The organism is Stenotrophomonas sp. 05L44_2, from assembly GCF_056665995.1.
Genome location: NZ_JBFTNR010000110.1, coordinates 1 through 7793, shown reverse-complemented (window position 1 = coordinate 7793; position 7793 = coordinate 1). Strand labels below are relative to the sequence as shown.

General features: G+C 66.0%; 6 protein-coding genes. All 6 read left to right on the top strand.

Annotated elements, in window-relative coordinates:
- On the top strand, nt 1-1838 hold a 1838-nt coding region (locus tag AC1VAN_RS05830), incomplete at its 5' end, for a TonB-dependent receptor (RefSeq protein ID WP_480985438.1).
- Nucleotides 1839-1903: 65 nt separating this feature from the next.
- Nucleotides 1904-2662, top strand: a complete 759-nt coding sequence (locus AC1VAN_RS05825; protein WP_223495106.1) for a SapC family protein — start codon at nt 1904-1906, stop codon at nt 2660-2662.
- 3 nt (nt 2663-2665) lie between these two features.
- Entirely contained in the window at nt 2666-3685 is a 1020-nt protein-coding gene (locus tag AC1VAN_RS05820; RefSeq protein WP_480985437.1) for a cupin-like domain-containing protein, read from the top strand.
- Nucleotides 3686-3737: 52 nt separating this feature from the next.
- A complete protein-coding gene (locus tag AC1VAN_RS05815) occupies nt 3738-5228 on the top strand; it encodes a tryptophan halogenase family protein (protein ID WP_480985436.1) in 1491 nt (496 codons plus the stop codon).
- Nucleotides 5229-5292: 64 nt separating this feature from the next.
- Nucleotides 5293-6786 carry a xylulokinase gene (xylB, locus tag AC1VAN_RS05810; RefSeq protein ID WP_442252326.1) on the top strand — a complete coding sequence of 498 codons (1494 nt, stop codon included), beginning with the start codon at nt 5293-5295 and terminating at the stop codon, nt 6784-6786.
- 43 nt (nt 6787-6829) lie between these two features.
- On the top strand, nt 6830-7793 hold a 964-nt coding region (locus tag AC1VAN_RS05805), incomplete at its 3' end, for a xylose isomerase (RefSeq protein WP_480985435.1).

The window sequence follows — 7793 nt, the reverse complement described above, 5'->3', positions numbered from 1 at the left end:
GTACCAACAACTGCACCGCCGGACCGCATTGCGGTGGGTCATGGGTGCAGGAAATGGTCTTCAACAGCGGCCTGCCGGTGGGCACCCAGGTCTGGTACCCGAGCACGGCCGATGCCATCGCCAACACCAACGGCGTGGTCAATCCGGGTTTCGCGCCGGGCGAGATCGGTTCGCAGGTATTGCGCATCAACTCGCAGACCCAGATCAGCGAGATCAAGCAGGGGCGTGTCGACGGTGAGTGGAGCTTCGACAAGGGGCGCTTCCAGTTTGGCGTGGACTCGAGCAAGCAGACCACCCACCGCATCCAGGCAGCGGAGAATTACAACACCCTGGGCGATTGGGGCGTGGCCAACGTTGACGTGGATGTTGCCAACGGGCTGATGGACCTGCTGCAGCCGGTCAACATCGTCGGCCTGTTCAACGACTTCAATGCCAACAGCTTCACGGCCTGGCGCGGCGATGCCGGTCGCCTTGCGCAGTGGGCGGCGGACAACTATGGCGCCAATCTCGGCGTGAGCCCGCAGCGCGCCGCCGATAACCTGGTGGAAGAGAAGACGAAGTCGGCCTACTTCCAGGTGGAGCTGGATGGTGAGCTGGGCGGCATGCGTACCAATACCCGCCTGGGTGTGCGCTATGAAACCACCGATGTTGTCTCCACCTCGAACATCGCCATCCCGGAAGCCATCGAGTGGCAATCCAACAATGACTTCCGCGTGGTGTTGTCCGACGAACAACAGCCGTTCACCGAGAAGAACAGCTACAGCTACATCCTGCCCAATCTGGACTTCAGCATCGATCTTCGTGAGGACCTGAAGGGGCGTGTCTCATTCGGCAAGAGCATCGCACGCGCGCCGATCGGCAACCTGTATGCCGGCCCGACCGCCCAGCAACCGTTCGGCTCGGTCCTCATCGACCCGTCCTCGCGGGCCAGCGGCACCGCACAGAACCCGCAGCTGAAACCGCTGGAATCGGACAACCTGGATCTGGCGCTGGAGTGGTACTTCGCCGATGCGAGCTACGTCTCGCTGACCTACTGGAACAAATCGGTCGACAATTTCGTCGGCAACACCATTGTCCAGGAGAATCTGTACGGCCTGCGCGATCCTACCGCCGGTCCGGATGCGCAGGCGGCGCTGGCGTTCCTCACCAGCGGTGCCTGCGTCACACAGGTCGGCGCTGCCAATGCAGCGGCGTGCTCGGCCAATGACACCTCGCTGTTCACCGCCCTGGCCCTGCTGCGCAACAATCCCGCCGGGTTGGGCGCCTACAACGGTACCGACGCCCAGGTGCTGGCCACTGAAGCAGCCTACGACCTGTACGGTACGGCCGGCGATCCGCTGTACCAGTTCAACGTCAATCGTCCCATCAACCAGAACAAGGCCAAGCTCCACGGCTGGGAACTGGGTGGGCAATACTTCTTCGGCGATACCGGCTTCGGCATCCTGGCCAACTACACCCTGGTCAATGGCGATGTGGGCTTCAACAACGCAGGCGACCCGGGCATCGACCAGTTCTCGCTCACGGGACTGAGCGACACGGCCAATGCGATGCTGATGTACGAGAAGTACGGTTGGTCGGTACGACTGGCGTGGAACTGGCGTGACCAGTACCTGATCCTGGCCAACCAGGGAGCCAGCCGCAATCCGTACTATGTGGAGGCGTACGAACAGTGGGATCTCAGCGTGAACTACACCCTGGATGACCACTGGTCGTTTGGCCTGGAGGCGATCAACCTGACCGGTGAGGATGTGCGCTGGCGTTCGCGCACCTCGCAGATGATCGTGAAGCTGGCCGACCAGAGCCCGCGTTACATGCTGGGCGTGCGTTACAGGTTCTGAACCGTGGGGTGCCGCTGCCACGGCAGCGGCACCCGTTCCGGGCTGCTGACGGATTGGACAACACCATGTCGCGTTACGAAATGCTCAACAACATTGCCCATCGGGACCTGCGTGTGGCCACYGGCTTCGGCGCCGAGTTCGGCGACGCGGTGGGCATGGTGCCGGCCTATCCGAGCGAGTTCGCCGAACTGCAGCGGGAATATCCCATCTTCCTGCGCAGGGACCCCGCCACGGGCGGCTGGCAGGCGGTGGCCCTGCTGGGGTTCGAACAGCACGAGAACCTGTTCCTGCAGGACGGTCGCTGGAACGCCTCCTACCTGCCCGGCGCCGCGGCGAAAGGGCCATTCCTGATCGGTTTCCAGGAAGGCCACATCGATGGTGCGCTTACCCGGGAAGCGGTGTTGCACGTGGATCTGGATCATCCGCGTGTGACCGCAATGCACGGCGAGCCGGTGTTCCTGCCACAGGGCGGTAACTCGCCCTATCTGGACCATATCGCCGGGGTGCTGCGCGGCATCCACGACGGCCATGCCTTTGCCGCGGACATGTTCGCCACGCTTGACGCGAAAGGGTTGATCCAACCGATCACGCTGGATGTGCGGATCGACGCGGAGCATCGGGTCGGCGTCAACGGCCTGCATGCGGTCGACCGTGACCGCCTCGCGCTGCTGGAGGGTGCGGCGCTGGCCGAACTCAACCGCGCCGGCTACCTGGAGGGCGCCTATCTGATGCTGGCATCGCTGCACAACATGCGCCGCCTGATCGCCGAGAAGCAGCGACGCCTGCGCGCAGCGGATACCGCCGTCGCGGGCGGCAGGAACTGACCGGTGCTGGACGGCGTCGCCATGCGCACACTGGAAGGCCTGGATTCCACGGCGCTGCCGCTGCAGGCGCTGGTGGCAGCCGGCGAGCCAGTGGTGCTGCGCGGCATCGCGCGCGACTGGGCATTGGTGCAGGCCGGGTCGCGTTCCCTGCAGGAGGCCATGGCCTACCTGCGCGGGTTCGAAGCAGGCGTGCCTGTTCCCTATTCCTTCGGCGGCCCCCAGATCGAAGGGCGTCCGTTCTACAACGCGGACTTCACCCGCTTGAACTTCGAGGTCCGGCGTGGCCTGCTGACAGAGGTGCTGGACGCAATCGCCGACCACCTCGATTCGCCGAGCCCGCCCACCTATTACGTCGCTTCGCTGCTGATCGCGCGTGCGCTGCCTGGGTTCGCCCAGCACAACGACGCCGGACTGGCGGGGCAGGGCATCGATGCTTCGGCCAGCATCTGGGTCGGCAACCGGGTGACGGCTTCCTGCCATTACGACATTCCGGACAACCTGGCGTGCTGCGCGGTGGGCCGGCGCCGCTTCACCCTGTTTCCGCCGGAGCAGATCGACAACCTCTACCCGGGGCCGATGGAGCCCACCCCGGGTGGGCAGGTGGTCAGCGTGGTGGATTTCGACCAGCCGGATTTCGACCGCCATCCGCGCTTCCGTGATGCCCTGGCAAGCGCGCAGACCGCCACGCTTGAGCCCGGTGATGCCATCTTCATCCCAGGCCTGTGGTGGCACCACGTGCGCAGCCTTGAACCGTTCAACGTGCTGGTGAACTACTGGTGGCGCAGTGCGCCTGGCTATCTCGGCTCACCCCTGCCGGCGCTGCAGCATGCGATGTGGGCCCTGCGCGATCTACCGGCGCGCGAGAAGCAGGCGTGGGCAAAGATCTTCCAGTACTACGTGTTTGGTCCCGGCGAGCAGGCAGGGCAACACCTGCCCGAAGCGGSCCGGGGTGAGCTGGCACCGTTCGACGAGACGCAGGCGCGGCGCATGCGCGCCCAGCTGCTGGGTCGACTCAACCGCTGATGGGAGCATCGCATTGAACGCTGCGGACACTACACAAGGGCCGATCCGGAGAGTGGTGATCGCCGGTGGCGGCACCGCCGGCTGGCTGGCCGGCTGCGCACTGGCGCACCAGTTCCGCCAACAGCTGGACATCACCCTGGTGGAGTCCGAGCAGATCGGTACCGTGGGTGTGGGCGAATCCACCGTGCCGCCCATCCGCACGTTCCACCGTTTCCTGCAGATCGATGAGCAGGAGTTCCTGCGTGCGGTCGCCGGCACGTTCAAGCTGTCGATCTCGTTCGAGAACTGGCGTCGCCCCGGTGAACGCTTCATCCATCCTTTCGGCACGATCGGGCAGGGCACCTGGGCCACGCCGTTCCATCACTTCTGGCTGGACAGCCTGCGCCGCGGCATGCACTCCGAGCTGGGCGACTTCTGCCTGGAAAGCGCCGCTTCCCTGGCCGACAGGTTCTCGCTGCAGACCCAACCCCAGGTCAACTACGCCTACCATTTCGACGCCGGGCTCTATGCCAGGTTCCTGCGCGGCAAGGCCGAAGCAAACGGCCTGCGGCGGGTGGAAGGCAAGATCCGCGAAGTCCGCCAGCATCCCSAYGACGGCTCSGTYGCGTCRCTGGTGCTGGASGAYGGGCAGGTCATCGARGGCGAYCTGTTCATCGACTGCACCGGSTTCCGCGGCCTGTTGACCGAGCAGACCCTGCATACCGGCTATGAAGACTGGAACGAATGGTTGCCCAGTGATCGCGCCGTTGCCGTGCAGACCGACTCGCCCGCGCCGCCGGTGCCCTACACCCGTGCCATCGCGCACGAGGCCGGGTGGCGCTGGCACATCGCGCTGCAGCACCGGGTCGGCTGCGGGCTGGTCTTCTCCAGCCGCCACATGTCCGATGACGAGGCGCAGGCCAAGCTGCTGCGTGATGTCGACGGACAGCCCCTGCGCGACCCGTGGCTGGTGCCGTTCCGCAGCGGGCGCCGGTTGCAGGCCTGGAACAGGAACGTGGTGGCGCTCGGGCTGGCCAGTGGCTTCATCGAGCCGCTGGAATCGACCAGCATCCACCTGACCATCAGCGCCGTGGTGCGCCTGATCCAGCTGTTCCCATCCGACGGCATCACCCCTTCGCTGGTGGCGCTGTACAACGACGTGAGCCGCCAGGAGATGGAGCACGTGCGCGATTTCATCATCCTGCATTACCACGCCAACCAGCGCGACGAGCCGATGTGGAAGGCCTGCCGCGAGATGGCGCTGCCTGAATCGCTGCAGCTCCGCCTGCGCGCGTGGCGCGAGCGGGCCCATGCCTGGCAGGACCCTGGCGAGCTGTTCCGGGTCGACTCCTGGACCAGCGTCCTGATGGGCCAGGGCATCCAGCCCGGACCGCCGCACCCGCTTGCGCGGGCCATCGGCGATGCGGACCTGCGCACCCTGTTGCATCGCATCCGGCAGCCAGTGCAGGAAACGGTGGCGAAGATGCCGACGCAGGCAGAGTTCATCGAGCGCTACTGCAAGGCGGCGCCGGACGCATGGCAAAGGGGCAGGGCCGTGGCGTAGCCGCAGTGCGCGCTGTTGCATCGAATTGGTAGCGCTACCTTCAAACCACTACGGGGTGCAGTGAATGGAATTGGTTGCGGGAATCGACGCTGGTACGCAAAGCCTGAAGGTGGTCGTCTACGACCCTGAAGGGCGCAGTCTCGTGGCCAGCGCCAGCGCGCCATTGCAGCTGACCAGCGCTGCAGACGGCAGCCGGGAACAGCGGCCGGCCGATTGGGTGACGGCACTGCACGCCTGCTTTGCTGCGATCGATCCGGCGGTGCGCTCCCGGATTGCCGCGCTGGCAGTCTCAGGACAGCAGCATGGGTTCGTGCCGGTCGATGCGGCCGGGGAGGTGCTGGCACCGGCCAAGCTGTGGTGCGACACCAGCACCTCGGCCGAATGCGTGCAGATCATGGACGCCGCAGGCGGCACGGCGCGCACCATCGCGTTGGCCGGCAACCCGGTGCTCGCCGGTTACACCGCCTCCAAGCTGCCGTGGACGAAAACGCACCGGCCCGACGCCTACGCGCGGCTTGCCACCATCCTGCTGCCGCACGATTACCTCAATTTCGTGTTGACCGGCGAGCGCTTCTGCGAATACGGCGATGCGTCGGGCACCGGCTGGCTGGATGTGCGCACCCGAACCTGGTCGGCCGAGCTGCTGCACGCGACCGATCCGCAGCGCGATCTCGCCGACTGCCTGCCGCGCATCGCCGCGCCCGAAGAGATGTTCGGCATCACCCCCGCCGCGGCGGAGGCGTTGGGCCTTCCCGCATCGGTGAAGGTGGCCGTCGGCGGTGGCGACAACATGATGGCGGCCGTGGGTACCGGCTGCGTCGTACCCGGTCGTCTGGTGATGAGCCTGGGTACGTCCGGCACCCTGTTTGCCTTCTCGGACACGCCCGTGGTCGACCCGGGCGGGGCATGGGCCGCGTTCTGCTCGTCGACCGGCGGCTGGCTGCCGCTGATCTGCACGATGAACTGCACCGTAGTGACCGGACAGGTCGCTGACGCCTTCGGCTTCAGCAGCCGCGAGGGCGACCGGCACCTGCAGGCCACGCCGCCCGGTGCCGACGGCCTGGTGATGCTGCCGTTCCTCAACGGCGAACGCACGCCGGACCTGCCGCAGGGCAAGGGGGTGCTGGCGGGCCTGGACACGACCAACATGACGCCGGCGCACATCTACCGCGCGGCCATGGAAGGGGCCACCTACGCCCTGAAGTATGGCTACGACGCATTCGTCGGCGCGGGCATGCAGTTCGAACGCATCGTGCTGACCGGCGGCGGCAGCAACAGCGCGCAGTGGCGGCAACTGGTGACCGATGTGTTCGGCCTGCCGGTGGACGTGCCGGCCCAGTCCGAAGGCGCGGCATTCGGTGCGGCATTGCAGGCCCTGTGGGCATTGGGCCACGGCCGCGGCGATGCCGCCTCCATCGCCGACGTCGCCGACCGCCACGTTGCGCTTGACCCRCTGCGTTCGGCACGCCCGGACACGGCGCGCGCCGAAGCCTACGCCACGGCCTACGCCCGTTTCCTTCGACATCTCGACGCCATCACGCCGCTGTACCGCGGCTGATCTCCTTTCCGCGACACCTCGCACAACGACAGGAAGACGCACCATGAGCACGCAACCTTTCATCGGCGCCAAGGAGTACTTCCCCGGCATCGGCCGCATTCCCTTCGAAGGCCGGGGCTCGGACAACCCGCTCGCGTTCAAGGTCTACGACGCGGACAAGGTCATCGGCGGCAGGACCATGCAGGAACATCTGCGCTTTGCAGTCTGTTACTGGCACACCTTCTGCAATGCCGGGCATGATCCGTTCGGTCCGGGTACCCGTCATTTCCCCTGGGAGGCCGGCTCGCCGATGGCGACCGCCGAGGCGAAGGTGGACGCGGCATTCGAGTTCTTCACCAAGCTGGGCGTGCCGTACTGGTGTTTCCACGATATCGACCTGGCGCCGGACGCCGAGGATGTCGGGCAGTACGAAAAGAACCTGAAGCACATGGTGGGCCTGGCCAAGGCGCGCCAGGATGCAACCGGCATGAAGCTGCTGTGGGGCACGGCCAACCTGTTCTCGCACCCGCGCTACATGAACGGTGCGTCCACCAACCCGGATTTCGCTGTGGTGGCGCGTGCCGCCGTGCAGGTAAAGGCGGCGCTGGAGGCCACCGTTGAACTGGGCGGCGAGCATTACGTGTTCTGGGGCGGCCGCGAAGGCTATGCCGCGCTGGCCAATACCCAGATGAAGCGCGAAGTCGACCACCTCGCGCGGTTCCTGACCATGGCGCGCGACCATGGCCGCAGCATCGGCCTGAAGGGCAACTTCCTGATCGAGCCCAAGCCGATGGAACCGATGAAGCACCAGTACGACTTCGACAGCGCCACCGTGGTGGGGTTCCTGAAGGAACATGGCCTGGACAAGGATTTCAAGCTCAACATCGAGGCCAACCACGCGACGCTGTCCGGCCACACCTTCGAACACGATCTGCAGGTCGCCTCGGACCACGGCCTGCTCGGCAGCATCGACGCCAACCGCGGCAACGCCCAGAACGGCTGGGATACCGACCAGTTCCCCACCGACC